This window comes from Deinococcus sp. QL22 (genome assembly GCF_023370075.1).
Classification (GTDB): Bacteria; Deinococcota; Deinococci; order Deinococcales; family Deinococcaceae; genus Deinococcus.
Genome location: NZ_CP097150.1, coordinates 558,617 through 584,136, shown reverse-complemented (window position 1 = coordinate 584,136; position 25,520 = coordinate 558,617). Strand labels below are relative to the sequence as shown.

The 25,520-nt window shown below is 60.7% G+C and carries 29 protein-coding genes and 1 pseudogene; 24 read left to right on the top strand and 6 right to left on the bottom strand.

The genetic code is table 11. From position 1 onward, the window contains the following. Positions 1–28: 28 nt before the first annotated feature. From hyi to M1R55_RS19005, 8 genes and pseudogenes are all read left to right on the top strand, one after another. A complete protein-coding gene (gene hyi, locus M1R55_RS19040; protein WP_249394496.1) occupies positions 29–829 on the top strand; it encodes a hydroxypyruvate isomerase in 801 nt (266 codons plus the stop codon). After that, positions 826–1,710: a 2-hydroxy-3-oxopropionate reductase gene (locus tag M1R55_RS19035; RefSeq protein WP_249394495.1), complete on the top strand. Its 885-nt coding sequence runs from the start codon at positions 826–828 to the stop codon at positions 1,708–1,710. Before hyi ends, M1R55_RS19035 begins: the two co-directional genes overlap by 4 nt. A gap of 1 nt (position 1,711) precedes the next feature. Continuing rightward, positions 1,712–2,983 carry a glycerate kinase gene (locus tag M1R55_RS19030; RefSeq protein ID WP_249394494.1) on the top strand — a complete coding sequence of 424 codons (1,272 nt, stop codon included), beginning with the start codon at positions 1,712–1,714 and terminating at the stop codon, positions 2,981–2,983. Between the two features lie 112 nt (positions 2,984–3,095). Further along, positions 3,096–4,664 carry a malate synthase A gene (gene aceB, locus M1R55_RS19025; RefSeq protein ID WP_249394493.1) on the top strand — a complete coding sequence of 523 codons (1,569 nt, stop codon included), beginning with the start codon at positions 3,096–3,098 and terminating at the stop codon, positions 4,662–4,664. Positions 4,665–4,722: 58 nt separating this feature from the next. After that, complete coding sequence (locus M1R55_RS19020; RefSeq protein ID WP_249394492.1) at positions 4,723–5,523, top strand: IclR family transcriptional regulator; 801 nt, start codon at positions 4,723–4,725, stop codon at positions 5,521–5,523. A gap of 40 nt (positions 5,524–5,563) precedes the next feature. Further along, entirely contained in the window at positions 5,564–6,772 is a 1,209-nt protein-coding gene (locus tag M1R55_RS19015; RefSeq protein WP_249394491.1) for an MFS transporter, read from the top strand. Between the two features lie 254 nt (positions 6,773–7,026). Further along, positions 7,027–7,461 (top strand): hypothetical protein, encoded by a 435-nt coding sequence (locus tag M1R55_RS19010; RefSeq protein ID WP_249394490.1) that lies wholly within the window; start codon positions 7,027–7,029, stop codon positions 7,459–7,461. Between the two features lie 60 nt (positions 7,462–7,521). Next, positions 7,522–7,893 (top strand): annotated as a pseudogene (locus M1R55_RS19005) (hypothetical protein); the annotation flags it as partial. A gap of 245 nt (positions 7,894–8,138) precedes the next feature. On the opposite strand, the gene M1R55_RS19000 reads toward M1R55_RS19005, so the two are convergent. After that, positions 8,139–8,915, bottom strand: a complete 777-nt coding sequence (locus M1R55_RS19000; protein WP_249394489.1) for a phosphatase PAP2 family protein — start codon at positions 8,913–8,915, stop codon at positions 8,139–8,141. A gap of 401 nt (positions 8,916–9,316) precedes the next feature. On the opposite strand from M1R55_RS19000, the gene M1R55_RS18995 reads away from it, so the two are divergent. The 6 genes from M1R55_RS18995 to M1R55_RS18970 all read left to right on the top strand — a co-directional run bounded on the left by M1R55_RS18995 (position 9,317) and on the right by M1R55_RS18970 (position 13,867). After that, entirely contained in the window at positions 9,317–10,693 is a 1,377-nt protein-coding gene (locus tag M1R55_RS18995; protein ID WP_249394488.1) for a nucleobase:cation symporter-2 family protein, read from the top strand. Continuing rightward, on the top strand, positions 10,690–11,226 hold the full coding sequence (gene uraD, locus M1R55_RS18990) for a 2-oxo-4-hydroxy-4-carboxy-5-ureidoimidazoline decarboxylase (RefSeq protein WP_249394487.1): 537 nt from the start codon (positions 10,690–10,692) through the stop codon (positions 11,224–11,226). The genes M1R55_RS18995 and uraD overlap by 4 nt, the downstream gene beginning before the upstream one ends. Continuing rightward, on the top strand, positions 11,223–12,101 hold the full coding sequence (gene pucL, locus M1R55_RS18985; protein ID WP_249394486.1) for a factor-independent urate hydroxylase: 879 nt from the start codon (positions 11,223–11,225) through the stop codon (positions 12,099–12,101). Before uraD ends, pucL begins: the two co-directional genes overlap by 4 nt. Beyond that, the gene (gene uraH / locus M1R55_RS18980; RefSeq protein WP_249394485.1) at positions 12,098–12,457 is read left to right on the top strand and encodes a hydroxyisourate hydrolase; all 360 of its coding nucleotides are present in this window, start codon (positions 12,098–12,100) and stop codon (positions 12,455–12,457) included. The genes pucL and uraH overlap by 4 nt, the downstream gene beginning before the upstream one ends. Positions 12,458–12,507: 50 nt before the next feature. Beyond that, positions 12,508–13,494 carry a class II fructose-bisphosphatase gene (gene glpX, locus M1R55_RS18975; protein ID WP_249394484.1) on the top strand — a complete coding sequence of 329 codons (987 nt, stop codon included), beginning with the start codon at positions 12,508–12,510 and terminating at the stop codon, positions 13,492–13,494. A gap of 190 nt (positions 13,495–13,684) precedes the next feature. Next, entirely contained in the window at positions 13,685–13,867 is a 183-nt protein-coding gene (locus tag M1R55_RS18970) for a hypothetical protein (protein WP_249394483.1), read from the top strand. A gap of 111 nt (positions 13,868–13,978) precedes the next feature. Here M1R55_RS18970 and M1R55_RS18965 read toward each other — a convergent pair whose 3' ends face one another. Together M1R55_RS18965 and M1R55_RS18960 are read right to left on the bottom strand one after the other, a co-directional pair. Next, the gene (locus tag M1R55_RS18965) at positions 13,979–14,125 is read right to left on the bottom strand and encodes a hypothetical protein (protein ID WP_249394482.1); all 147 of its coding nucleotides are present in this window, start codon (positions 14,123–14,125) and stop codon (positions 13,979–13,981) included. 311 nt (positions 14,126–14,436) lie between these two features. After that, complete coding sequence (locus M1R55_RS18960; RefSeq protein WP_249394481.1) at positions 14,437–15,198, bottom strand: methyltransferase domain-containing protein; 762 nt, start codon at positions 15,196–15,198, stop codon at positions 14,437–14,439. A gap of 216 nt (positions 15,199–15,414) precedes the next feature. Here M1R55_RS18960 and M1R55_RS18955 point away from each other — a divergent pair, with 216 nt between their 5' ends. The 4 genes from M1R55_RS18955 to M1R55_RS18940 all read left to right on the top strand — a co-directional run bounded on the left by M1R55_RS18955 (position 15,415) and on the right by M1R55_RS18940 (position 17,742). After that, a complete protein-coding gene (locus tag M1R55_RS18955) occupies positions 15,415–15,702 on the top strand; it encodes a transposase (RefSeq protein ID WP_249394480.1) in 288 nt (95 codons plus the stop codon). A gap of 527 nt (positions 15,703–16,229) precedes the next feature. Further along, on the top strand, positions 16,230–17,174 hold the full coding sequence (locus tag M1R55_RS18950; protein ID WP_249394479.1) for an IS110 family transposase: 945 nt from the start codon (positions 16,230–16,232) through the stop codon (positions 17,172–17,174). Positions 17,175–17,249: 75 nt separating this feature from the next. Further along, on the top strand, positions 17,250–17,618 hold the full coding sequence (locus tag M1R55_RS18945; RefSeq protein WP_249394478.1) for a DDE-type integrase/transposase/recombinase: 369 nt from the start codon (positions 17,250–17,252) through the stop codon (positions 17,616–17,618). Continuing rightward, complete coding sequence (locus M1R55_RS18940; protein ID WP_371827212.1) at positions 17,611–17,742, top strand: integrase core domain-containing protein; 132 nt, start codon at positions 17,611–17,613, stop codon at positions 17,740–17,742. The genes M1R55_RS18945 and M1R55_RS18940 overlap by 8 nt, the downstream gene beginning before the upstream one ends. A gap of 53 nt (positions 17,743–17,795) precedes the next feature. Here the strand turns inward: M1R55_RS18940 and M1R55_RS18935 are convergent, their stop codons facing one another. From M1R55_RS18935 to M1R55_RS18925, 3 genes are all read right to left on the bottom strand, one after another. Then, positions 17,796–18,527 carry an SDR family NAD(P)-dependent oxidoreductase gene (locus M1R55_RS18935; RefSeq protein ID WP_249394477.1) on the bottom strand — a complete coding sequence of 244 codons (732 nt, stop codon included), beginning with the start codon at positions 18,525–18,527 and terminating at the stop codon, positions 17,796–17,798. 92 nt (positions 18,528–18,619) lie between these two features. Then, on the bottom strand, positions 18,620–19,198 hold the full coding sequence (locus M1R55_RS18930) for a TetR/AcrR family transcriptional regulator (protein WP_249394476.1): 579 nt from the start codon (positions 19,196–19,198) through the stop codon (positions 18,620–18,622). Between the two features lie 534 nt (positions 19,199–19,732). Beyond that, positions 19,733–19,891 (bottom strand): hypothetical protein, encoded by a 159-nt coding sequence (locus tag M1R55_RS18925; protein WP_249394475.1) that lies wholly within the window; start codon positions 19,889–19,891, stop codon positions 19,733–19,735. A 226-nt stretch (positions 19,892–20,117) separates the two neighbouring features. Here M1R55_RS18925 and M1R55_RS18920 point away from each other — a divergent pair, with 226 nt between their 5' ends. The 6 genes from M1R55_RS18920 to M1R55_RS18895 all read left to right on the top strand — a co-directional run bounded on the left by M1R55_RS18920 (position 20,118) and on the right by M1R55_RS18895 (position 25,301). Next, positions 20,118–20,693, top strand: a complete 576-nt coding sequence (locus M1R55_RS18920; RefSeq protein ID WP_249394474.1) for a MerR family transcriptional regulator — start codon at positions 20,118–20,120, stop codon at positions 20,691–20,693. 310 nt (positions 20,694–21,003) lie between these two features. After that, positions 21,004–22,290: a transposase gene (locus tag M1R55_RS32240; protein ID WP_371827211.1), complete on the top strand. Its 1,287-nt coding sequence runs from the start codon at positions 21,004–21,006 to the stop codon at positions 22,288–22,290. Continuing rightward, the gene (locus M1R55_RS18910) at positions 22,291–22,779 is read left to right on the top strand and encodes an Rrf2 family transcriptional regulator (RefSeq protein ID WP_249394472.1); all 489 of its coding nucleotides are present in this window, start codon (positions 22,291–22,293) and stop codon (positions 22,777–22,779) included. Positions 22,780–23,123: 344 nt separating this feature from the next. Next, the gene (locus tag M1R55_RS18905; protein WP_249394471.1) at positions 23,124–23,795 is read left to right on the top strand and encodes a MarR family winged helix-turn-helix transcriptional regulator; all 672 of its coding nucleotides are present in this window, start codon (positions 23,124–23,126) and stop codon (positions 23,793–23,795) included. Between the two features lie 159 nt (positions 23,796–23,954). Then, positions 23,955–24,698 (top strand): hypothetical protein, encoded by a 744-nt coding sequence (locus M1R55_RS18900; protein WP_249394470.1) that lies wholly within the window; start codon positions 23,955–23,957, stop codon positions 24,696–24,698. A 57-nt stretch (positions 24,699–24,755) separates the two neighbouring features. Next, entirely contained in the window at positions 24,756–25,301 is a 546-nt protein-coding gene (locus tag M1R55_RS18895) for a carboxymuconolactone decarboxylase family protein (RefSeq protein WP_249394469.1), read from the top strand. The last annotated feature ends 219 nt before the right edge of the window (positions 25,302–25,520 follow it).

Here is a 25,520-nt window from a genome sequence, read left to right as displayed (position 1 = left end):
GCGACGCCTTCTTTCCAGTGAGGTACCTATGACCCGATTTGCTGCCAATCTCACCATGCTCTTTCAGGAGCTCCCATTTTTGGACCGGTTCGGCGCGGCCCGTGGGGCGGGCTTTGATGCCGTGGAATACCTGTTTCCTTATCCCTACGCACCGGAAGAGCTGCGGGAGCAACTGCAGCGCCACGGCCTGACCCAGGTGCTGTTTAACCTGCCCGCCGGGAACTGGGAGGCCGGTGAGCGCGGGATCGCCGTCTTGCCGGAGCGCCAAGAAGAGTTCCGCGACGGCGTGGCTCAGGCACTGACGTACGTCGAGGCGCTGCGCGGTGCCCAGCCACCCCTGGTCAACTGTTTGGTCGGGAAAGTGCCGCAAGGCGCTGATCCTGAGGAAACCCGCCGAATCTTGACCGAGAACCTGCGCTACGCCGCGACCGGACTGGCCCATGCGGGCGTCACCCTTCTGATCGAGCCCATCAATCCACACGACATTCCAGGCTTTTTCCTGCAGACGCCCGATCAGGCGGCCAGCTTGATTGAGGACGTCGGGGCCGAGAACATCCGCATCCAATACGACCTCTACCATCAGCAGCGCACGCAGGGGCAGCTGCTGGACACCTTCCGCCGCCTCAGAGCGCAGATCGCGCATGTGCAGCTGGCAGACGTGCCCGGCCGGCACCAGCCGGGCACAGGCGAAATCAATTATCCGTTCTTGCTGGCTGCGCTGGAGAAAGACGGCTATGACGGCCACGTGGGCCTGGAGTACATCCCTCAGGGTGACACGGTGAGTTCGCTGGCATGGATGCAGACCTTGAGGGTGGGAGGGAGAACATGACGAAGGAACGCGTTGGCTTTATCGGCTTGGGGATCATGGGCCTGCCGATGGCGCGTAACCTGCTGAAGGCAGGGTACGCCTTAACGGTCAACAACCGCAGCCCTGAAGCTGAGCAGACGCTCGCTGCTGAGGGCGCGGCGGTTGCCCGCACTGCCCGTGAGGTGGCCCAGAGCAGTGACATCGTGATCACCATGCTTCCGGACAGTCCACAGGTCGAAGAGGTTGTGCTGGGTGAAGACGGCGTGGCCCAGGGCCTGCGGGCGGGCGGGCTCTTCATTGACATGAGCAGCATCTCGCCCAGCACTGCGCGCCAGGTCGCCGCTGCGCTGAGCTCCAAGGGAGCCGACTCGCTCGACGCTCCAGTCTCTGGTGGTCAAGTTGGTGCACAGGGCGCCACGCTCAGTATCATGGTGGGCGGCAGTGAGCAGGGATTTCAGCGTGCCCGGCCAGTCTTTGAAGCTGTGGGCAAGAACATCGTCCATATCGGTGGCCCCGGCGCTGGTCAGGTCACCAAAATCTGCAACCAGATCGTCGTGGCCCTGACCATCCAAGCGGTGGCCGAAGCCTTGACGCTCGCGCGCAAGAGCGGGGTGGACGGCGCGCGGGTGCGCGAGGCATTGCTGGGGGGCTTCGCTCAGAGCCGCATCCTTGACCTGCATGGGCAGCGCATTCTCGACGGGAACTTCACACCGGGCTTCCGCATCAACCTTCACCGCAAGGACTTGCGGCTGGCGCTGGAAGCTGGCCGCGAGCAGGCCGTCCCGCTGTTCGCCACGGCCAACGCCGCAGAACTGATGAACACCATGATCGCGCAGGGCATGGGAGACCTCGACCATTCGGGCCTCGCGGCACTCTACGCGCAGCTCGCCGGACTGGACTGACATGTCGGCCTCCGAGCGAACCAGCGATGTGCGGGCACTCCTAGACAGCAGCTACCGGGCGGCCTTGCAGGCGGTGGCCCCTGCCCGCCTGCTGGCCCCCTTTCTCACCGGGCCGCGCCCAGACTTCGTGTTGGCGTTCGGAAAGGCGGCGCTCCCGATGCTGCGGGCGGCCTTAGACACTTACCGTGGCGTGCCAGGCTTGGCCGTGCCCCCACGCGGGACGCCTGACCTGAGTGCGCCTGGAGGCACGGACGTGTGGCCCGGCAGCCATCCCATTCCGGATGAACACAGTGCCCGCGCCGCCGAGCAAGCCCTCGCCCGGGTGCGCGCTCTGCCCCAGGGGGCGCAGTTGCTCGTCCTGGTTTCGGGTGGGGGCAGCGCCCTGCTCAGCGCCCCTTGGGGCGTGACGCTCGCCCAAAAGCAAACGCTGACCGGGGAACTGCTGCGCGCCGGGGCCGATATCGGAGAGATCAATGTCATTCGCAAGCACCTCTCGCAGGTCAAGGGTGGACGGCTCGCGCAGGCAACCCGCGCCCAGGTACGGGCCCTGATCATCTCGGACGTGATCGGCGACGACCCCTCGGTGATCGCCAGCGGCCCTACCGTGCCGGATCCCAGCTCCTTTGCGGAAGCACTGAGCCTGCTCGACCGCTACGGTCTCAGTGCGCCAGAAGCCCGTGCCCACTTGACGGCGGGCGTGCGGGGCGACCTCGCCGAGACGCCGAAAGCCGGTGAGTTAACCCACACCCAGAACACCATCATCGGTTCCAACCGCGTGTTGCTGGAGGCGGCCCAGGCGTTCTTGGCAGCCCGGGGGGTGCGGTCGGTGATCTTGGGCGATACCTTCGCGGGCGAGGCGTGTGACCTGGCAGGGTTCCACGCTTCGCTCGTTCAGAGCGTCCGCAGTTACGGCACGCCCTTTCAGGGGCCGCTGGTGCTGCTCTCCGGTGGAGAGGCCACCGTCACGGTGCGGGGCGACGGGCAGGGTGGGCGCAACCAAGAATTCGCCCTGTGGCTGCTTCAAGCGCTCGGTGAGCGGGGGGTGTATGCCCTGTCCGCCGGCTCCGACGGCATTGACGGCAACAGCGAAGCGGCGGGAGCTTTTCTCACGCCCGATTCGCACGCCCGTGCCCAGACGCTCGGCCTCAACCCGCGCGAGTTCTTAACCCGCAACGACTCGGGCCGTTTCTTCGCCGCGTTGGGAGACGCGCTCATCACCGGCCCGAGCGGGCACAACCTCAACGATTACCGCGCCCTCTGGGTAGAGTCCTGAGGCCCGGGGCGGCGTTACCCGTCCGGGAACGGGCCACGCACGCGGATCTCAGTTAAAATGGAAAACGTCTTCATAGGTTAAAATAACAGTTTACGTTCCCCAGGAGTCTCCCGTGACCACGACCATCTCCCTTCCCCCAGGCCTGACCATCACCGCTCCGCTTCCGGAGACTGCCGCCGAGGTACTCACGCCCGGGGCCTTGTCTTTCGTGGCAGAGCTGCACCGCCGCTTCGACGCCCGCCGCCGGGCACTGCTCTCGGCCCGCGAGAACCGGCAAACCCAGCTGGACGCAGGCGAATTGCCCGACTTCTTGCCGGAGACCGCGCCGATCCGCTCCGGCGACTGGAAGATCAGTCCCCTCCCAGCTGACCTGCAAGACCGCCGGGTAGAAATCACCGGCCCGGTGGACCGCAAGATGGTCATCAACGCTCTAAACAGTGGTGCCCGCGTGTTTATGGCCGACTTCGAGGACGCCAGCAGTCCTGTGTGGAACAACATGGTGGACGGGCAGCTCAACTTGCGTGACGCCGTGCGCGGCACCATCTCGCTGGAACAGGGCGGCAAGAGCTACCGGCTAAACGAGCACCCAGCCGTGCTGTTCGTGCGTCCGCGCGGACTGCACCTTCCGGAAAAGCACGTCACGGTAGACAGTGAAGCCATGAGCGGCGCCCTGTTCGACTTTGGTCTGTACGCTTTTCACAATCTGCACGAGCGCTTGAGCCAGGGCACTGGGACGTATTTTTATCTGCCCAAGTTGGAGTCGCACCTTGAAGCGCGCTGGTGGAACGAAGTGTTTTCCTTCACGGAAGACACGCTCGGCGTGCCGCGCGGCACAGTGCGCGCCACCGTGCTGATCGAGACGATTCTCGCCGCTTTTGAAATGGATGAAATATTGTATGAGTTGCGCGAGCACTCAGCTGGGCTGAACTCTGGGCGTTGGGACTATATCTTCTCGTACATCAAGAAGTTTCGCCAGCGCAGTGACAAGATCGTGCCTGACCGCGCGCAAGTCACCATGGCCGTTCCCATGATGGCCAACTACTCCAAGCTGGCCATCCAAACCTGCCACCGGCGGGGGGCCCCGGCGATTGGGGGCATGAGTGCGTTCATTCCGGTCAAGAATGACCCAGCCGCCAATGACCGCGCCTTCGAGCAGGTTCGGGCCGACAAGGAACGTGAGGCGACCAATGGACATGACGGGACTTGGGTCGCGCACCCCGGCATGGTAGGGCTAGCCACCGAGGTGTTTGACCGCCTGATGCCTGCGCCGAACCAGATCAACTCCGGCAAGCAGGACGGCCTTCAGGTGACGGCAGACGACCTGCTGACGCCGCCTCAGGGCACGGTCACGGAGGGGGGCGTGCGGACGAACATCAGCGTAGGCATCCAGTACCTCGCGGCGTGGCTGCAGGGCCGCGGCGCGGTGCCCATTCATAATCTGATGGAAGACGCCGCCACCGCCGAGATTTCCCGCGCGCAACTGTGGCAGTGGCTCCACCACAGCGTCCAGCTGGACGATGGGCGAACCCTCACGCCCTCACTACTCGACGCCCTCTTTGCCGAGGAACTCGGGCAGCTCGGCGCAGACTTCAGTGCCGCGGGGCAGCTCTTCAAGGACGTGGCGACCCGCTCGCCGCTGGCCGATTTCTTGACCCTGCCCGCTTACCGGCAGCTCGCGTGAGGTTGGCTGCCGCACTGCCTCCGGGCGCGCGCTGCTGCTGCGCGGGAACAGGTCAGCGATGAGCCTGAGCACCAAACAGAAACCGGGCCGAACCCGCAGCGGCGAGACCAGCGCTGTCCGCACTCTGGAACGTGGCCTGACCGTGCTGTTGGCCGTCAAAGATTTGCGGCGGGCACCCCTCAGTGTGCTCGCGCGTCAAGTCGGCCTGTCGGCCAGCACGACTTACCGCCTGCTCGAAACCCTACGGCAACAGGGGTTTATCGAGTGGGACGAACAGAGTGGGGTGTACAGCATTGGCCTGCGCGCCTATCAGGTGGGTCTGGCCTTTACAGAGCGCGGCAACCTGATCAGTTCGGCGCACCCGGAGATGGAAAGCTTGGTGACGGATCTGAACGAGACCGTGAACCTGGCCGTGCTCTACGGCACAGAGGCGGTGTACGTCCATCAGGTCGAGGGCCGCCAGCTCGTGCGGATGTTCGCGCGTTTGGGAGACAGCGCCCCGCTGCACGCCTCCGGGGTCGGTAAGGTGATGCTGGCGTGGCGGCCCGAGGGGGACGTACGGCAGAAACTGGGAGACGGCCCTTATCCCGCCTATACGCCGCGCTCCATCACGACGCAAGCGTCGCTGCTCAAGGAACTCGGGCGGGTGCGCGACTTGGGCTACAGCGTGGATGATGAGGAGCGCGAACTGGGCGTCCGCTGCGTGGCCGTGCCGGTGCGCGATCACACCCAGCAAGTGGTGGCCTCTCTGAGTGTCTCAGCACCTACGTCACGCTTTACAGAAGACCAGATCGGACAGGTCGCTGAGCGGATGAACCGCGCCGCCGCCCAGGTCTCCACCCGGCTGGGCTGGGGCTGATCCCTGCCTGCCTGGCCACGGCCGGCCGTTGGAGGACGCTGTGTCTGAACAAACTGAGCCGAACACGTCTCCTCCAGTTCGTCGGGGCACGACAACGTTTATTCTCCTGCTGGGAATAGTGTTGGTGGCCCTGAACCTGCGTCCGAGCCTGGCGGGGTTTGGGCCACTCCTCAGCCAGGTTCAAGCAGAACTGCAGGTGAGCGCAGCCACAGTGAGCCTGCTGACCAGCATTCCCCTGCTGTGCTGGGGGTTGCTCGCGCCCCTGGCCCCACTGCTGACCCGGCGGCGCAGCAGCGAAACAGTGGTGTTTCTAAGTACCGCGCTGATTGCCGTGGGCGCCCTGCTGCGGGTCGGGCCGAGCCTGCGCTGGATCTTCCTGGGCACCATTTTGGTCGGCGCAGGCATCGCGCTGAACAACGTCTTGCTCCCCAGTCTGGTGAGGCGTGAATTTCCGCAGCAGGTGGGCCTCATGACGGGGATATACACCCTGGCCGTGGTCGGCGGAGCGACCCTCGCTTCCGGCCTGGCCGTGCCGCTCCGCTCGGCCCTGGGCGGAACGTGGCGCGCCTCACTGGGGGTCTGGGCCGGCCTGGCCTGCCTCGGCGCTCTTGCCTGGCTGCCGGTGCTGCTCAGGCGGCAGGCCCACCGGGCACCCGACAGGCGAGAGGAACCGTCGGTGTGGCGCAACCCATTCGCGTGGCCGGTGACGCTTTTTATGGGGTTTCAGGCCCTGGTGTTCTTTACCTGGCTGACCTGGTTGCCGAGGGTGCTCCAAGACCAAGGCTTGACGCCAGCGGCGGCGGGGCTGCTGTTGGCGCTGGGGAACTTGGTGCAGCTTCCGTTCACCCTGGTGGTGCCGGTGCTGGCCGCGCGGCTGGCCCATCCGCGGCCCCTGGTTGTGGGCTCATCTCTGTTGATTGCGGCGGGTCTGTTGGGTTTGCTGCTGGCGCCCGGCTTGCCGCCCCTGCCCTGGATTTTGCTGCTGGGCGCGGGGTGTGGCAGTACATTTCCGCTGGCGCTCATGTTTATTGCCCTGCGCGCGGCGCATCCGGCGCAGGTGCCCAAGCTGTCAGCCCTCGCGCAGGGGGCGGGGTACCTGCTGGCGTCCACTGGCCCCTTCATCTTCGGCGCCTTGCATGACCGGACGGCGGGGTGGTCCCTTCCACTGTGGTTCCTGCTCGCCTGCACGGGGATGGTTTTCCTGACCGGGATGTGGATTACCCCAGCCGAGCACTCTAGGAAAGCCTGAACCTGAATTGCTGTGGACTGGACATCGGAGTGACGGGGTGTACACTGAAAAGTGATCTCCAGAAGGATTGACCTCGACGGACGAACCTCGGGCACCTGCCCGCCGCGGGAGCTCATGGCGCAACCGACCGAAGCCTGCGACCCAGTGCGACATACACGGGGGGTTCTGATGCGAAAAGCCTGCTGACCGCCTTCGCGCATAGCCCAGGCATCATGAACGCCAGTCGTGTGCTAAAGGCGTGGAAATCTGGTTGCATGGCGTCACTGTTCATCGGCGCTCCCTTGTTCCATCCCAGCCTGACCAGCCAGTACCGTGCGCGGCGTGGCAAGAAAAAGAACGAGTTGGTTGATGGGGAGAACGTCGCCCGGGTGCTGCTGGCCAATCCAGGACTCCCGCCCTATCAGCTCTGTACACAGCGCACCCGCTTGCAAGATTTGCCCCGCACGCGGGACAGGCTCGGCGAGCAGCGCAAGGCGAACCAGATGATGCTCGAGGCGCTCCCAGACACGACGACCGCCTCGCTGAGTACGGCCCTTCAGGCCGTGCTGACCTCCGTGGAAGCAGCGTTCAAAGAGCTGGAACACGCCATGGCGATATTGGTCGCTCAAGTCGCCTCCACCCTGTTGACGTTACAGGGGATCAGTGTGATGCTGGCAGGTACCGTATCGGCTGAAATTGGTGACATCTAGCGGTTTGAAAACGTCCATCACTTTGCGAGCGACTGCGGCGCTGCCCCAGTTGAGCGGAGCAGTGGGAAGAATACGCGGTGGTGCGTGAACGTCAGCCGCACCCGACAGCTCAACCCAGTGCCCTACCTGATGGCCTTAACCTGTCTGCGCTGTGATGAACGCACCAAAACATTCGTGGCCAAGAAAGAGCAAGAGGGAAAAACAAAACGTGCAACACTCCGAGCGCTTAGGACTTATCTGGCCCGGGAGTTGTATCGAACCTTGCAGCTCAGTCACGCCGGCCGCCCCCTGCCAGCCCCTCTTAGGATTTTTTTCTCCGCCGACTTGACATACCAGGTTCGGGTACTGAGGACTGTCCCTGTCGAGGGGCAGCTGGGGAATCCTCTTTTATGCCGTCCAGCACAACCAAAAAGTGAAATTTTTAGCTACTGAGCACCTGACCTCCCTATCAGGCCCTTGGCATTGATACGCCTAGGCTTAATCCTGAATACCCAAGGCAACGGAGAAGCGGGGCAGCGGCGTTCACTAGGCTGTCCCCTTCCCTTTTTCGACAGGAGCATCGGGGTGAACTGCCGTATAGATGCAGGTTCTGCATGATTGCTTCGTGAAGTCGCTGTCTGACCAAGGATCAACGGTTCATATCGTCCCTTCGCGTTTTTCGCCGTCTAAACCAACCCCTATTCGCGGTGACTCACAACATCGACTTCCTGTACCGATGCTGATGACGTCTCTTGCGGGCTGTTGTCCTCTGTCTTCCTCAGTTGCTCAGTAGGGCGTGATAGGGCCGGACGCAAGATCTGGTGAACATGCAACACGTAATTCAGGCCGACTACCCAAGCCACTGACACCAGGGCGCCTGCCGTGACATCTGTGGGGTAATGCACGCCGATGTACACCCGTGACCACATCATCGCGAGCACGTATGCTGCGCCGCAGATCAGGGCTGGCAAGCGCCAGCGTGTGAACCACAGGATGACGACCACCGCGCTCACCAGCGCACTGGCAAACATGGCGTGACCACTTGGAAAGGAGAAGTCGGGTTCCGGTAGAAAAGGCGTCCAGAACGCGGGGCGGGGCCGGTCAAAAAACTGTTTGAGAACCGTGTTGATCGCGACTGTGCCGCCCAGAGCCAACAGCAGAAAGTAGGCCAATCGGGGGCGAATGCGGTAGAGCAAGATGCTCAGGAGACCGGTCAGAGGCAACATGCCGGCCGTGTTGCCAAAAAGCGAGAGGAAGCGGGTGAAGTCATTTAAAGCGGTAGACGCGCCCGCGTGAATCGCGAGCATCAGGGGTTCTTCGAAGGCAAAGGGCTCTTTCTCGTAGACCTCTTCGGCGATCTTGACGAAACCCAGGAGGGGCAAGAGCACACCGAGGAAGAGGAGGAGGAGGGCACGCCAATGCTTGCTGAGGAAGACGAGTAGGCGCTGGACATGCGCGTGAGCGGGCAGGGTCATCCTTCAGGGTAGGGGGAATAGACCGTTTTATGACACAGTGGGGTTATCAAAGTCCACACCGAACAGTGATCCCAGCAGGGTTGCGCCTGTACGATCCGCTCACCGTGCGAAAGCGTTGTCAGTGCACGGTTCTGGGCCTGAGAGATCTCCCATCGGTGCCTAGATAATGTTGTTCTGAACCCTTCGGTCAACACCTTTATGCTCATCCGAGAACGTTGGAGTGTCTGCTTATTTTTATTCTGTAAAAATTCATTCCACTGGTTGACAGATAGGGGTGCTGCCCCGTACCATAATGCGACTCAAATACATAGACGTCTAAGGAGTTTGGCTTACCGGCAGCCTTGGTTCGGTCGCTTCGTCTGGCGAGCATTCCTGCTTCGCCCGCCCGCAGGGAGGTTTGTATGCTTCAAGGAACGTCTGTCTCCTCTGTTCACCCCGTTGATGAAGTGCCGCCTGCCGGACGCATGGTGGCGTTCGGGCTACAGCACGTGCTGAGCATGTACGCGGGGATCATCGCTGTTCCGCTGGTGCTGGCCAGTGCCATCGGTCTGCCGCAAGATCAGGTCGTCCGGATTGTCAACGCCAGCTTCTTTATGTGCGGCGTCGCCACCCTGATTCAGACCATCGGATTCCCGGGCTTCGGAGCGAAGCTCCCCATCGTGCAGGGCACCACTTTTGCTGCGCTTGCCAGCATGATTTTGATCGGCAAGGAATACGGCCTGCCGGGGATTTACGGTTCAGTGATCGTGGCCGGATTGTTTACAGTGTTGCTCGCGCCGTACTTTTCCCGGATGCTGCGCTTCTTCCCTCCGGTCGTGGCCGGAACAGTGATCACGATCATCGGCGTGTCGCTGATGCCTGTCGCCATTCGCTGGGCAGGGGGCGGCGTCCCCAGCGCGCCGACCTTCGGAGACCCGACCAACCTTGGCCTCGCCGCATTAGTCATGCTGTTCGTCTTGCTGATTACCCGCTTCGGCAAGGGCTTCTGGAGCCGGGTCGCCGTGTTGTTGGGGCTGGTCTTCGGCACGGTCGTCGCCGCACTGATTGGCAAGGCGTCTTTCGCCACGGTCGGCACAGCCGCCGCGATCGGCTTCACGCCTCCCTTCTTCTTCGGGTTCCCCACCTTCGCCCTGATTCCCATTCTGTCAATGATTTTGGTGATGCTGGTCGTGATGGTGGAAACCACAGCCGATCTGCTCGCTATCGGCGAGATTGTGGACAAGCCGGTCAATGCCCGTGAGGTGGCCGCTGGACTGCGCGCTGACGGCCTCTCCACTGCCCTGGGCGGCGTGTTCAATGTGTTTCCCTTCACCGCGTTCGCACAAAACGTCGGCCTGGTACGCTTCACTGGCATCAAAAGCCGCTTCGTGGTCGCCACAGCGGGCGTCATCCTAATGTTACTGGGCTTCTTCCCCAAGTTGGGCGCGTTGGTGGCCTCCATTCCCCTGCCGGTGCTGGGCGGGGCCGGGCTGGTGTTGTTCGGAACTGTGGCGGCAGCAGGTATTCAGACGCTTTCGAAAGTGAACATGGCGGATACGCGCAACCTCACCATCGTGGCCGTCAGCATTGCACTGGGCGTAATTCCCTCCACTGTGCCGACCCTCTACGAAAAGCTTCCCGATTGGGCCGGTCTTTTTCTCGAAAGCGGAATCACGGCTGCGGCCATTGCCGCGATCTTGCTCAACATTTTGTTCAACATCGTAGGATCCAGTCGGGAGCAGCTCTCGTACACGGCCGACGCCACCAGCCATGCTCCTGAAGTCGGAGACGTCCATTGAGCTCCCTGCGTCTTTCTGAGGTGAACGCCCTCTCCTCCGACGAGTTTGTGCACACCTTTGGCGGCATTTTGGAACACAGCCCGCGCTACGCCGAGAGGGTGGGAAGAGGGCGCCCCTTCCGACGCGTAGAGGAATTGGCGGCTGCCTTTACCGCCGCGGTGCTGACCGACCGCCCCGCCGAGCAGCTCGCCCTGATTCGGGCGCATCCCGACCTCGCCGGGAAAGCGGCGCTGTTAGGGCAGGTGACCGCCGAATCTGCTGCCGAGCAAGCTGGCGCTGGACTCGACCGCCTGAGTCCTGAGGAGTACGCCGAGTTCCAGCGCGTCAACGTGGCCTATCACGCCAAGTTTGACATGCCTTACATCGTCTGCGTGCGCGAGCATACCAAGGCCAGCATCTTGGCAGGCGCCGCCATACGTCTAGAGAACACCCCTGAACACGAGCGGGAAACCGCCTTAAGAGAGATCGGCAAAATCGCCCGGTTCCGAGTTTTTGACCTGGTGCGCCAGGATCACCCAGGAGGAATAGTATGACTCAGCCCCAGAACAACCCAGCCCGAATGAACGCCCGCCTCGGTGAGAACAATTACGGCAAGGCCGAAGTGAAGTTGATGAAGGTCTTTCGCGATACAGAACGCCATGAGATCCGCGAACTCGCCGTGCGCGTCGCCATGACCGGAGCTTTTGACACTGCCCACACCCAGGGCGACAACACGGATCTGGTGGCCACCGATACGGTGCGCAACACGGTGTACGGCCTCGCCAAAGAAGGGTTTCAGGGCAGTCCCGAGCAATTTGGTAAGGAACTGATCGCCCATTTTATCAAGACCGGGCCCAAGGTCACCGGGGGATTTGCCGAGTTCAGCGAGTATCTCTGGGAGCGGGTGCAGGTGGGCGGGACAGGGCACAACCACGCCTTCGTGCGCCAGATGCCCCAGCGCACCGCCCGCGTGGAGGATGACGGCTCAGGTTTTAAAGTCACTTCCGGCATCGAGAACCTGTACGTGCTCAAAACCACCCAAAGTGGTTGGGAAGGCTACTTGTTGGACGAGCGCTTCACCACCCTGCCTGAAACGAACGAACGGGTGATGGCGACCTTTGTCACCTCCAAGTGGGAATACAACCGCAGCGACGTGGACTATGATGACGTATGGCAGCGGGTCTACCGGCAGATTCAGGAGACCTTCACTGACCACTACTCGCCCAGCCTGCAACATACCCTGTTCCTGATGGGTCAGGAGGTGCTGGCGATCTGCCCAGAAATCTCCCGGATCTGGTTTCAGATGCCCAACAAGCACCACCTAAAGTACAACCTGGAGCGCTTCGGACTGGAGAACAACCAAGAAATTTTCCACGTGGATCCTGAACCATATGGCCTGATGGAAGCTTGGGTGGAGCGCGCCGAGTGAACGCGCACTCGGGCCTCACCACGCATGTCCTCGATACAGCCAGGGGCCGTCCAGCGAGGGGGATCCGGGTCGAACTCTTTCAGATCGAGGGTGCAGGACGGCGCAAGATGACTGAAGCAGTGACGAACACGGATGGACGCACCGACGCGCCGCTGATCGAGCGCGGCAGCCTCCAGCCGGCCACGTATGAGCTGACCTTTCACGTCGCCCCCTATTTTGAGGGCTTCGGGGCTGCGTCCCAGCCTCCCTTCCTCGACCTCGTGACCCTGCGCTTCACCGTCGGCGATACGGCCGATCATTACCACGTCCCCTTGATCATGACTCCCTGGTCTTACAGCACTTACCGGGGGAGCTAGGCCGTGCGCCTGCCCCCGTTTCCCCCTGAGCTGCGCCAGGAGCGTACACCATGACCTCCCTGTCAAGTTTGGAACAAGCCTTGGTCCTGGAGACTGTCCGGGTCACGGAGCAGGCGGCGCTGGCCGCCTCCCGCTGGACCGGCAAAGGCGACAAGCATGAAGTCGACCGCGCCGCCACCGAGGCGATGCGGGAAGCCCTGAACGCCCTGGACATTGAGGGCACGGTAGTGATCGGCGAGGGCGAGATGGATGAGGCGCCAATGCTCTATATCGGCGAGAAGGTGGGCGGTGGGGCGCGCCGCTTTCCCATTGACATCGCCGTAGATCCGGTTGAAGGCACCACCGTTGCGGCGAAGGGCCTGCCCAACGGCATCGCAGTGATTGCCATCGCTGAGCGCGGCGGCCTCATGCACGCGCCAGACATTTATATGGATAAGCTCGTGGTTCCGCCGCCAGCGGCAGGCCGAGTCCGCCTTGACTGGCCGGTGGAGGCAAACCTTAACGTCTTGGCCCAAAGCCTGGAGAGAGCTGTTGAAGACCTCGTGGTGGTCGTGCTTGACCGGGAGCGGCACGAGACGCTGATTCAGAGCGTCCGGAGGGCCGGTGCACGGGTGAAGTTGATTGAGCAGGGCGACGTGATCGCGTCCCTGGCCGCGGCTGTGCGCGGGACGGGAGTGCACGCCGTGATGGGCTGGGGCGGCGCGCCCGAAGGGGTCATCACGGCGGCCGCCCTCAAGTGCCTCGGGGGTGAAATTCAGGGCCGGTTCATGCCGGAAACAGCTGAACAGCGGGAGCGGCTGAGGGGCATGGGACTCGACGAAATGCAGGTGTACACCACTGCCGACCTCGCGCCTGGAGAGCAGTTGGTATTTTCAGCAACGGGCATCACAGACGGAGAACTGCTGCAGGGGGTACGCCGTTTTGGCGGAGGGGCCCGAACCCACTCCGTGGTCATGGGGCATGCCAGCCGCGTTGTGCGCTTCATCGACTCGGTGCACCTGGAGGAACACGGCGCCCGCGTCACCATTCGGGTCTAATCGGCGCATGCTCAAGAAGGCAAAGACAAAATGCTGGCAAAAATATGCCCCCACTTGTTGCCCCAGCACCGTGAAGACTGCTTCGTAAAAGGTCAAACTCATGGCCGCGCCTGCGCTTAGCCAAGCAACCACTAACCAGTATGTCTGGTTTGTCTAGGCCAGCAATCCAAAGGACAGACCACCGAGTATCGTGCTCTTCGGGGCCGCCAACGGGGCCTTGACCCTGGCCCGCAGCGAACTGCTTGTCGCGTGGTATCCCCCGACCCAGTTTGGAACGGTGAATGGCCGTTTGACCCGGCCCGTCAATCTGGCGCAGGCCTTGACGCCCTTCGGGATGGGCCTGCTGTTCGTCAGCACGGGTGGCTACGGGTAGTCACTCACATTCATGGCGGGCTTAGCAGCCCTTTCGGTGTGAAGCCTCTTGGCCACCTGGCCAAGAGGGTACTGCTCATCAGCATAGGTTTCCCAAGTGTGCTACGCCGGATTAGCGCGGCAGGATCAGGGCCTTAGTGAGCTGGAGTAAGCTGGGACGCTTGCTCTGATTTTGTGCAGAGCGGGCTTCGCGGTCTCGCTGGGTTTCGGCTCGGAGTTCGCGGGAACGGCTCTGAGCAATGTAAAGATGTACATTCACGGCTTTTCCTTTTGTAGTTCAGCACTTCCGCTGCTCGGTTACCCTGATGGTGCCTCTGCAGGCTCTCGGCCACATCAACAGAGTGACTCATCCGAGCTACGCCGAACAGCGAGGAGCGTGATAACAAGACAGCGCTTACTAGGAGATTCAGGCAAGGATCAGGCTGCTGACGACCCGCAGGAACGCGTAGGGGGCCGAGATCATGCGTTCCCCGGCACTGGAGGTGAGCAGGTCCATGCCGAAGCTCAGGATGGATAACGCCACCCCCCAGATCAGTCACCGAGAACTCGGCGCCCCTGAACTCCCGTGCCTCAGCGATCCCAGCGAGCAACCAACATCGGGTCATGGTGGGCCTGAACGTGTCCCTGGGCATCAAACTCCAAACCCATCGCTTCGCGTACCTCCACGTCAGCATTCCGAGCGTGTTCACGCAACGTTTCGACGGTTTCAGTGCTGGTGCCCGACTGCTGCGTCCACCACTCGAATTCCAACCGATACGGCACGAGGCGCTCTTCCACTGAACGGAATCCCGCCGCTTTGGTCATCTCCCGCCACTCGTCCACGGTTCGTTGACGAACATGCGACGGATCGCGCGTGCGCTGCCAGAAGTCCACCCAGTGCTGCATCTCAGCGCGCGGCGTGATCTGATCAGCCAAAACGAAGCGGCCGCCTGGCCGGAGCACTCGGTGTACCTCCTGCAGGAAGGTCGGAACTTCCCGGAAGTGGTGCGGGGCGTGCCTCGAGGTCACTAGCGTGAAGCTTGCGTCCGCGAAGGGGAGGTGTTCCGCTATACCTTCCTGAAATGACACGTTGGTGAAGGCCTCACGATCAGCGCGTGCCCGCGCTTGGTCGAGCATCTTTGGCGACACATCCACTCCGACGGCTCGTGCGACGTGTGAGGCCAGAGCGAGGGCTGTGTTCCCGGTGCCTGTGGCGATATCGAGAACCAGATCATCCTCCTTTGGGGCAGCCAACTCCAGCAAGATCGGCAGACTGGCTCCAAATCGATGGACCGCACTTGAAGCGTATTTCTCGGCGTGCGCGTCAAACTGCTCTCGGCTTGATTTCGTCATGGGTAAGTCCTTCCTATGGTGAGATCCTGACCGTTTCAGGAACCTGCGGGCTGATCCTGAAGACCCGCTCGCGCCCGGTTGTAATGAGCCTCAATGATGTTGTCCGCTTCCGGGGAGGTGTATCGGATCAGGTTGAGTGGGTACTGCTCCTGCTCCAAGAATGACTTCCAGAACCTAACCCTGTTGAAGCGAGGGACAAGCACACTGGAGAGCATCATGGGGAAACAACGGAAAACCTGGATAACCGACGTCAAAGAAGCCATTGTCTTGAGCGTTTTGCGCGGGGAACTGGGTGGGGCAGGAACAGCCCGGCAGCATGATGTCAATGAGAGCCTGATCCACAGTTGGAAAGCCCAGTTCCTGGAGGCGGGCCGTGCCCGTCTTGCGGGAGATCGTCCGGATCAGGGTGTGAGTCTGCTGGAACGGGCGAACGACCGACTGGGGCGCATTGTGGCGGAGAAGGAATTGGAGTTGGATATCGCGCGAAAAGTGCGGCGGCTCTGACGATGATTGATGCGATCGTCCTCTGGCAGAGCCATCCCCAGCTCAGCTTAAGGCGCTTCGCCCAATACGCCGAAATTCCGTATTGGCGACTCCGAGACCATGAGCACAGCGCCGGTGCGCTGTGCGCGCCAGCAGCACCGGGATGAGCTGTGCGAAAAAGTGCGCCAGACCGCGTTGTTACACCCTACCTCTGGTTACCGCTTGCTGTATCAGGAATTGCAGGCCCAAGGTGGAGAGATCGGCCTGCATCAGATTCGAACGGCCCTGGGTGAACTGCAGTTCCATCCCCCGCAACCTCGGAAAACAAGGAAGCCTTCCCCTAAAGTGTCTGTATGTCCAAAATGAGGTGAGGAGAGAGCGTCGCCCTCAAAGTGTCTGCGCTTGTCGCTTGGACTGGAATTGCGCGTTCTCTTTCTCAACGGCACCACACCGCTGCTCTTCGCTTGATACCAGGCTGCCTGCGGGCCCCATCCAGAACAGACCTGCGCGGGTGGGGGTTCGGCGCCACACATCTACTGGAGGACGCCATGATCATTCTTGGACTTGATCCCCACCCCACGACCCATACCGCCGTCGCTCTCGATTCGCGTGGACTGGGACTGGACAGCCTGAGCGTCCAGAACGACGCCGAAGGCCTGAATCAGTTGTGTGCTTGGTCTGCTCGTTTTGAACTGCACTGCTGGGCCATTGAAGGTGCAGGCAACCGGTACGTGGCTCCCCTGCTGGCCCTGCTCTTTGCCAATGATCAGTCGGTGTCTCACATCCACCCCAGCCTGACCCGTCAGTACCGTGCGCGTCGCGGCAAGAAAAAGAACGACCTGGTCGATGCCGAGAACGTCGCTCGGGTGCTGCTGGCCAACCCGCAACTCCCGCCCGACCAGCTCAGCGAGCAGCGTACCCGTTTGCAGGAATTGTCCCGCACGCGGGACAAGCTGGCTCAGCAGCGCAAAGCGAACCAGATGATGCTCGAAGCGCTCCCAGATACCATGGCTGCCTCGCTGAGCACCGCCCTGCAGGCGGTGCTGACTTCTCTCGAAGCAGCATGGAAAGAGCGGGAACACGCCATGGCGACCCTGGTCGCTCAAGTGGCCCCCACCCTGTTGACCTTGCAGGGGATCGGCGTGGTGCTGGCCGGCACCGTACTGGCCGAAATGGGTGACATCCAGCGGTTTGAAAACGTCCATCACTTTGCCAGTGACTGCGGCGCTGCCCCCGTGGAGCGGGGCAGCGGAAAGAACACACGCTGGTGCGTGAACGTCGGTGGCCACCGACAGCTCAACCCTGTGCTCCACCTGATGGCCTTGACCCGGCGACGCTGTGACGAACGCACCAAAACATTTGTGGCCAAGAAGGAGCAGGAGGGAAAAACAAAACGGGCGGCACTTCGAGCACTCAAGACCCACCTGGCCCGGGAGGTGTACCGAACCCTGCAGGCCTGTCACCTGGGCGGCCCCATCCCTGCCCCTTCATAGGATCTTTTTGAGTCTTTTCCCCGCCGACTTGACATACTAGGTTCCAGTCCTCAGGACTGGCCCGAAGGATGCCGGGTGCAGATCGACGCCACACGCCTCTCCCTCCCGGAGGGCGTCTGTTGGATTTACTTCGTGCTGGACGTACTTTCACGGGTGGTCTTGGCCAGCCGGGTCGTGCGGAGTCTGTCGATGCACCTTGCTAAGCTCACGCTGGACAAAGCCGTCGCCGTCCTGTGGGCCGAGGGCCACCCGGAGACGATCCTCGTGCAAAGTGACGGCGGCAGCGACTTCACGAGCGAGGTCTTTCAACAGGTCTGCTCGAAGTACGGCAGCTGGGTGCGCTCCAAGGTGTCCCAGCCAGGCGGCACCGGAATCCTGGAACGACTCAACAGAACCTACACATTATCAATTCGCTTTCCGTCACGATTGGCAGTCCATGGCTGAGGTTCGCGCTGCCATGCCAGATGTTCACCGCTGGTATAACCACCAACGCCGTCACTCGGCGCCTGGCTACGCCACGCCTTGGTCGACACTCACCTCATCGGCGAACGCTCGCAACGCCGCTTGAAGAATTTCTTGGAGCACTATCGGCTGTCCGGCATTCCTACGGTTCGTTGACCATTACTTCGCGAATTCTTGTTCCAAAGCTTTTGGATTCTGGAAGAACATGTCCGCCATGGCACGAGAAAAAGCGTCTGGAAAGATGTCCTCTACTGCCGCTTGATAAGCGTCAAGCACCACCTCGGCCACTTCGTGAGCACTTGGCTTGTGCATCTCGAATCCAGCAGCCATGCGGGTATCCACAGGTCCGGGATAAACACCCGCTACAAAAATGCCTGCCGGACCAACTTCGGCGCGTAAGCCTTGTGTGAGGAAGTGTGCGGCGGCTTTCGACGCAGAGTAAGTGCCCAAAGCCTTGAAATTGGTGATCCCCGCGATGGACGAGACGTTGATGATTCCTGCATTTGGGCTTTGACGCAGTAACTCCAACAGGGCAGTGCTCAGCTCAAGCGGACCGAAGTAATTGGTGTTCATCTCCTGGCGGGCGGAGGAGAGGGCAGACGCCGCACTGTAAGTTGATGGGAAGGCGGTGCCGGCGTTGTTAATCAGCAGATCCAAGCGTGGCAGAGTCTGTTTGACACGCTGAATGTCGTCGGAGTTGGTGATATCCAGGATGACGGGAATCAGTCGGTTGTCGGAGGTGTCAAGAGTCGTGATGTTCGCTGGGTCGCGCACGGCTGCGTAAACTCGTTCGGCACCACGGGTGAGCAGCGACCTGGTGAAAGCTTGACCGATGCCACGATTGGCGCCAGTAACGAGGACGTGGGTGCCTTGGATGCGTTTTAGGTTCATGGTGGTTCTCCCTATGGTGAGGTGTTCTGCTTCATTGAAGTAGACCGGTCGTCTAAGTAATGACAAATAAAAACGGCGTGCTTTGCATCAGCTCAAGTTTTCAAACGGTCAAAGAAGAACTGGATAAAGGCTGCGGGTTGATCAGCTGACTGTTCCAACTTGGCCCGGATCAAACTTCCCTCCCACCCTGAAAACAGCAGTCGGGCCAAACTGAGGCTGTTTACAGATGAATCGAGATCGCCTTCCCGCTTGGCACGCTCAAACTGCTCTGCCAAGCACTGTTCTATCTCGTCAAAGTGTTGCTTCACTGCCCGTCTAAAACCTTCGTGCTGAGCAGCGAGTTCCTGCCCCAGATTGCCGAGCAAACAATTGCATAAAGAGAACTCGTCCTTGAAAAGCACGGTCAGGTGTTCAAAGTACGCCCGCAGGGCCTCAAGGGCAGTTCCCTCATGCGTCGAAAAAAACTGATTCAGGTCGGCCAGGAGAGCCGCGCTGAAGCGATCAAGCAAAGCAAATCCCAGATCGTCCTTGCTGGGAAAGTAGTGGTAAAAGGAACCTTTAGGCACGCCAGCTTCTTTCAGGATCTCACTCAGTCCAGTGTTGTTGAAGCCACGCACCATCACCAACCCGTGAGCGACTTTGAGGATCTTCTCACGGGTGTCATGCTGCATACATTCATTATTAGACCAGTCGTCTAGAAAGTCAATAGCTGTGAAGGTTCCGGTCTTGTTGCCTGAACTGGCTCTGGGCATGCTCCTGATGACGGAACCCCGATCCCGGTGGTCACGGCACCAGAGGAGAGGCCAGCAGTCGTGGCACAGGCGGCAAGGAAGGTGTCGCTGCAGGGGTCAACCATCGATTTCAATGTCAGAAGTGCCTGGTCAGCGCAGCGTTTGTCTCGTCGGCAGCGTGGGCTTACCTAGGGCGCCACAAGAGCGCACATGCTGGGGCGACGCACCAAGCATTGCGCAAGCAGGCCCGCCTTCCCCCTAGCGGAACAGAATTTACCGCTCCCGTCCTGAACCCGCGTCTGCTTCCAGCCTAAAAAGATCCAGGAGGGCCTCACCCCGGTTCATCAATTTGTATATTCCCCGCTAATCCGCCGAATAATCCTGAAGGTTGTGTTGCCTGAACTGGATGAGCGTGTGTTCGGTCTGGAAAGGATTTTTCGGCACACGTAGGTTCTCCGAATGCAGACCTCCCGTTCACGCCAAAGCCCAGCCGAGGGCGATGGCCTCCTGCCGATTGCGGCGCACGGTAGGCACCACCAGCGCGGTCAGCTCCGCCCTCTGCTCGACATTTCGGCACAGCGTGTCGGCTGCCGAGCCATGTTGCTCATCCCGCAGGCTCGCGCACGGCTGCAACTTGTCCGGGAACCTTCTTCCCCCTTTTGTCCCTTCTGCCTGACGCCAGCTTCTCTTCGTGGTGGCTTAAACCGGTGGTCTCGCGGAAACGACCGTGCGTCCTCACTTCGAAATGGGATGGCCGCATCTCGTCTCCGAGGAAGGGCTTGACTCTTCGGTGAGCCGAGACTTCACACTGAGTTCATGAAGAACCTGCAGGACACCTCTTCAAAAACGAAGTATCGGTATGTTCGCCCGCTCGACCGACTTAACGGTCACAACCTTACGACACTACGACGAGGAAGGCTTGTTGCGACCTGCTGTGGTGGGTCCTGCCAGCAATTACCGCTACTACTTTCCGTCACAGATGATGGACGCGGAACGTATCCGCGTCATGCGCGGGCTGGAGGTCCCCCTGAACGAAATTCGCGAGTACTTACGCGAACCAGATGAGGAGTTACGGCGCCTGACGTTGCTGCGCCACCGTCGCCGGGTGGAACAGCGGATAACGAGAGACGCTCACGCACTCGAAGCGCTTAACCGGATGGAATGCGCCGGTCTCGACCCGATCGCCGTCACCGTCAAAACCCTCGCGGCACAACCCATGGCCTACACTCGGTACGTCACGTCCCTCCATACCGTGGAGATCGATCGTCGCCGGGCCATCGAACGCATCACCACGCTTGTTCGGGGACAAAGCCTCATGCCTGGCCACAGCTTCTCACTGTGCCGAGATGCCCCGTCCGATGTTCCACGCGACCGAGACGACGTCTCGGCGGGCTCACCGAATGAAGCTTCACGGTGGAGGTCGGGGTTTTGCTGAACGACGCTATTGGTACTCCATTGACTCATGGAACGGATGCAAGCTAGGGAATGGACACCCAACAGCTCATTCCTGAACCGTTGGAGCAGTATTGCCAGCTGTCCGACTCGACGTTTACGCGTCCCACACAGCAAGTCACCTTTCAAACATATCTGCAAATTCTTCTTCTGGGAACGGAACTTCACAAAACGGCGACGGGGCTGGCGAATACCGAACCGGGCCAACCGGGCAGCCGACACAAGGACGCACAGCGTCTTCAGTGGTTCTTGCGAGGGAGCACTTGGGATCCGGGAGGGCTCAGTGAGGCGCGGTGCTGGTGATTGACGAGACAGGCGACCGGAAATACGGCACGCACACCGCGCATGTGGGTTGGCAGTACTTGGGAAGTTTGGGCAAGGTCGATTCGGGCATCGTGACCGTCCATGTGCTGTATGACACGTCAGACGCCTCTGTCCCCCTGAAATTCGTGCCGTATACGCCAGCCCATCATTTTGAACGCGGGATCATTGGTCTTGCGTTCAAAACCAAGCCCCAACTTGCGATTGACCTCATTGATGCTGTCCGGGCCGATTGGCCGTATCGGGCGGTGGTCGCGGACAGTTTCTACGGGCGGAACGAGGTCTTCCAGACCCACCTCATCCGTCAACACCTTCCAGTTGTGTTGGCGCTGCCGGCATCTCACACGTGGTGGCATGCCGCAGACCAGCCAGGGAGTGTTGAGGAACTGGCGCTGCACGTAGCGCCAGAGGCCTGGCAACCTCTCGTGCGCACGGATGCCGATGGGCATCAAGAAATCAAATGGGTCGCCAAACGACAGGGCGGCCCTTTTGGGCCGCACCAGACCTTTCGGCTGATTGTCGTCACGCCGGATCTGGTGGAGTTGCCGGAAGAGCGCACGGAATATCTGATTTCCAATCTCCGCGAGGGTGAGCAGGACACTATGGTGTGGCATGCCAGGACGCTGCCAGCGACGCTGTTGGAAATCGCCTGGCTGTATGCCCGGCGGCCTCGAATTGAGCAGGCCGACCGCGAGGTCAAGCAGCATTTGGGCTGGACACACTGTCAGGCACGCTCCGACCTCGCCCTCCGGCGTCACTGGAACCTTGTCTGCGTCGTGTTCTGTTTCTTGTATTGGGAGACGGCACAGCCGACGCATGACCCTCCCACCACAGAGCCGCACGACGATCACCAACCCTCAGCGGTGGCTCAGCCGCCGCCGACCTGGAGTGCCGCTCTGCGTCGCGTCCGTTGTTATTTGGAACCCTTTGTCTGGATCTGGAGAGCGTGGCGTGCCTTCACAACAGCTGAGCCACCCAACACGCTGCTCGCGTTGCTTAGGTCCGTGGCACAAGGGCAGCCTCTCTCGCTCTATGTCACCTCAATGCCGTTCACAAGGGCATTCTTCTTAAGAGTCAACGGAGTACCAATAGTTCATTGTGCATTTCAACGGCTGGCTGCCGCTGTGGTCAGTGAGGCCACAGGGGGCCTGTCCTCTCCGGTCGCTCGACCCTTGAGAGAAAGGGTGTTTCACGCTGGTTTACCGTTCGGATCACGGCCTATCCTGAAGCATGGTGGGAGCTTGGGGCTGGAGTGCTGAATGCAACTGACGTTATTTACAGATGCCTCGTTACGGATTCTCATTCATCTGGCACGGCAAGCACCAGCAACTGTGACGACCACTGCGGAGCTTGCACAGATGTACAACGTGCCGTTCAATCACTTGAATAAAGCCGTTACGCTGCTCAGCCGTGAAGGTTGGGTTCGGGCAGTACGGGGGCGTGGCGGAGGACTGAAACTGGGAATTCCGGCAGCCGAGATCATTGTGGGAACGGTTGTCCGCACAACAGAGCCGGGCATACCGCTGGTGGACTGTCCCAGTTGCCCCTTGCGGTTTAATTGTGAGCTGCAGCGTGCCCTCTCCGAAGCTCTCCAGGCGTTTTATGGCGTCCTGGATCGCTATACCCTGGCCGACTTGGCACAGAACACGATGCTGCTCGGTGCGCCGCCATCAGCAGAGGCTTGGGCGCCCGTGACTCCAGCTCCTCCCTGTGCACCTGAGGGGATCCAGACCGTACAGCCTTCCTGATACCTCCGAAAACGTCAAGTTGCCCTCTCGATGAGTCTTGGATGGAATGCTAAGGAGACTCAACTTGTGTCGGCTGATCAACTTGTTGCCAGTAGGGCAATATTTTCGGCAGGCTAGGAGGAGGGCCATCTGATGCCTCTGCGTTGGCATTTCAGACAGCACTTCTAGAATTGATATTCAGAAGGCTCGCTGTGGAGAGCAATCATTCAAATTGAGGAGCCAGACTCCTGATGGGGGAATAAGCTTCGCCAACTGAGCCTGCTTCACTGTTAGCTTCTATTGGGGCTTACCTGTTGACACACAGGCAACAAAGGAGTATTAATTAGGAGTCCGAAGGAGAACCTATGCAGACCTCAATAGAAATCGGTTCTCTGGACGACGCGCTGGAACCTCGCATCAGTGAAGGACTAACGAAGCTGGCCCTCGCTGGCCAGCAACGCTCCTGGCGAGATGCAAATGCAGTCGGCCTCTCTTCGACCCAGGTGCAGATTCTGGCGTTTCTTCACAGAAAAGTGAAAGGGCCTGCCGCATTGAATGTCGTGGCCCGGTCGCTTGGCTTGACCGCGCCAACGGTGAGTGACGCTATTCGGATCTTGGGTGTCAAAGGTCTGGTTCAGAAGGATCGGGATCCAGCTCAGCCGCGCTCCCTCGCCCTGAAGCTGACGGATGCTGGCCACATGATGGCGCAGCAGATCGCGCAGTGGCCGAACAGCCTGAGTCAGGCGGTCGATGTGCTGACCCCCAATGAGCAGACGGTCTTCGTGCGTGGTCTGAGTAAAATCATTCGCCAGATGCACCAGCGTGGAGAGATTCCCGTCGCCCGACTGTGTGTCACCTGCGTTAATTTTCAGCCAAACCGCCACGAGTCTCTTGTGAAGCCTCATCACTGCGTTCTGCTCGACGCACCCATCGGTGACCAGAATCTTCGTCTCGACTGCGGTGAGCACCGCGCCGCGCCACCGGAACAACAGGCGATGACCTGGGCACGGTGGCTTGAGCCCGAACAGCTGCACTGACCCCTTATTTACCGATTTCGGGCCTCATCACGCAGGCTCGTACGGAATTCACGGCCTTTCAGTCATGGCACATGCCCTGACCGGGAGAGTGTTGTCTCCGCCGCCCCCTCTCCCCGCCCCCATTCATACGGTGTGTCTTGACCACCCACGGAGATCATCATGAGACACAAGGCCCTGTCGGTTCTCGCTCTCTTCTTTTCCCTCAGCGCCGCTGTCGCCGGTGGCGGTTCCAACTCCTCAGGTGCGATCAGCAGCCCTACTGGGACAGCGAAGCTAGCCGCTTATGACATCGTCCGCACCCAAGTGACCAGCACGGGCACACAGCTGGTGTTTCAAATGCAGACCTCAAGCAAGGCTGGCGTGACAATACCCACCGTAACGGGCCAGCTGGCAGGCAGTCAGGTGTACAGCTACGTTTGGCCGACCACACTTGACTCCAGCACTGTCGGTTTTGAGAAGGGGCAGGGCATTCTCGCTTTGGCTGCCACGGCTCACCCTGATTTCGATGACACCCCTTTGTATGACGAAAATGGTGACGGCAACCTGAAGAATGACGGCAATCTCTGGCACTCCCACTGGGTCGTTCTGGTGCCGGATGCCGTTTGCGGCGTTGGCGCTCTGAAGGTCAAAGACATCCCAGCTGGCGCCAAGCCCAAACTCCCCGCGACCTGGCCGAACCTACCGATTCTGATCGACAGTCCTGGCTACGAGCTCAAACTCGGTGGCAGCCTGGTGAAGATCAACGTGCCTCTCAAAGAACTCGGTTTCATGAAGAGCTTCAAGTTTGATGGAGTCACCGCCGCGCTCCGGGTGAACGCGGACTTGCACAGCCCGCTGCTGTGCGTCACGGACGTGTTCAAAGTCGCTTCTGGCGACCTGAGCCTGCCCGGCACTGTGCGCTGATTAACGCTCCGCTCTAGTCCTTCCCTCCACCCGTTTCTCATCATCAAGGAGCCTGCCATGCCCCGAGTTCAATTGCTTCAAGACAACGTGTCCGACGACCGCCAACTGCTGCTGAATGAAGTCCACGCCGCGTTCGGCGCCACACCCAACATGTTCCGCGCTGTCGCCAATTCCTCAGCGGCGCTCCGGAGCATGTGGGGCGCCTTCGGGGCCCTCGGACAGGGCAAGCTGGAAGGCAAGCTGGGTGAACAGATCGCCGTCGCTATCGCCAACATCAATAATTGCGAGTACTGCCTGGCTGCCCATACTGCACTCGGACGCAAGGCAGGCGCGACTGGTGCAGAGATGGAAGCGGCACAGATAGGCGAGTCCAGTGATCCCCGAACCGCAGCCGCGCTACAGTTTGCGGTGAAGCTGGTTCGTGACCGCGCCCAGATCACCGACGAAGACGTGAGTGAGATGCGCGCTGTGGGGTTCGACGACGAAGCCATTGTTGAGATCATCGCCCACGTCGCCTTGAACCTGTTCACCAATTACGTCAACGTAGCCTTGGACGTCCCAGTTGATTTCCTTGGAGTACGCCTGCGGCCGATCAATAAGTAAACGGCCGCTTCGGCGCAAGGGTTGAACTAAGGGTGTACGGGAGCAGAGCTCACCGTACACCCTCTTTGACCAAAGAGGTTTTGAGCTGCTCACGTCTGGCTCTTCCACGTGGGGGCCAGATTCGTCATCGCTGGACGGTTAAGCAATTGACGTGCTGCTGTGTTGCCTGTCAGGCAACAAAACATTATAGTGTTTCGACCGCGCTCCAGGTTTAACTGG